The organism is Dehalococcoidia bacterium, from assembly GCA_025054935.1.
Lineage (GTDB): Bacteria > Chloroflexota > Dehalococcoidia > SpSt-223 > SpSt-223 > JANWZD01.
On record JANWZD010000065.1, the window covers coordinates 1 to 611 of the forward strand.

Annotated in this window: 1 protein-coding gene; it reads right to left on the reverse strand. The window is 73.6% G+C overall.

Annotated features, from left to right (window positions below):
- Positions 1-35 precede the first annotated feature (35 nt).
- The coding region (locus tag NZ773_16275) for a DUF1684 domain-containing protein (GenBank protein ID MCS6803484.1) at positions 36-611 on the reverse strand (576 nt) is incomplete at its 5' end.

Here is a 611-nt window from a genome sequence, read left to right on the forward strand (position 1 = left end):
CACCCGCGCCTTCCTCGAGAAGCGAAGGCCCGTCTTCACGGGCCGCTGAGGGCCTCCTCGCGCGGGCGATAGCGCTTCTCCCCGGCCTCGATCGCGAGGTCGAGCCGATTCTCCGGCGGCGGCAGGGGACAGGTGGCGAAGGCGGTGAAGGCACAGGGCGGGTTGAAGGCCCGGTTGAAGTCGAGCCGCACCGTGCCCTCGGCATCGGGGGGATCGGCGTAGAGGAAGCGCCCGCCGCCGTAGGTCTCGCGGCCGTTGGTGCGATCGGCGAAGACCAGGAACAGCCGTTCGCCGGGCGCCTCCTGAAAGGCCTCGAGGGTGAAGCCGCGACCGTCGATCTCGAAGCGGAGCCTGCCGGGGTTGCGCAGCCGCTGTAGGCCGCCGGTCACGTCCGGCACCTCGAGCTCGCGCACCGGATCGTGCGGCTCGAAGCGCGCGCGCACGAGCCACCAGCGCAGGCTCGGTGGGTAATGCTCGAGGCCGGCGAAATGCCGGCGCGTCGGCGCCTCCGGATCCCAGACGCGGAGCGCGTGGCGCTCCCCGCGCCGGATCACCGCGAGCCTGAGCCCGCCCTCGAGCTCGGCGTGGCCGGCGGGCTCGCCGCGCGCGTC